This window comes from Clostridium sp. AM58-1XD (genome assembly GCF_003464085.1).
GTDB lineage: Bacteria > Bacillota > Clostridia > Lachnospirales > Lachnospiraceae > Lachnoclostridium_A.
In genome coordinates this window covers 1-530 of the sequence record NZ_QSDR01000087.1, presented here as the reverse complement: position 1 = coordinate 530, position 530 = coordinate 1, and the positions used below count along the sequence as shown (strand labels likewise).

Annotated in this window: 1 pseudogene; it reads left to right on the top strand. The window is 47.9% G+C overall.

Going from position 1 to position 530, the window contains the following annotated elements:
- Positions 1-530, top strand: a pseudogene (locus DXA13_RS20695) (IS256 family transposase); the annotation flags it as partial.

Here is a 530-nt window from a genome sequence, read left to right as displayed (position 1 = left end):
TCTCCGATATCGACCAGAAGATCATTTCCATGTATGCCAAAGGCATGACTACAAGGCAGATTTCTGATACGCTGGAGGATATTTATGGTTTTGAGGCATCCGAAGGGTTTATTTCGGATGTGACCGATAAAATCATGCCGCAGATTGAGACTGGCAGAACCGCCCGCTTTCCGAGGTATATCCGGTACTCTACATAGACGCCATCCATTACTCGGTTCGTGATAATGGGGTGATCCGCAAGCTTGCGGCTTATGTGATTCTTGGCATCAATCCGGATGGACGCAAAGAAGCCTGACCATCGAGGTTGGCGAAAACGAAAGCTCTAAATACTGGCTGTCTGTACTAAATGGCTTAAAGAACCGGGGAGTGAAAGACATCTTGATTCTCTGCGCAGATGGACTTAGCGGCATCAAAGAGGCAATCGCCGCAGCGTATCCAAAGACGGAATATCAACGCTGCATCGTGCATCAGGTGCGTAACACCATGAAATATGTGTCGGATAAAGACAGGAAGCCCTTCTGTGTGGATCT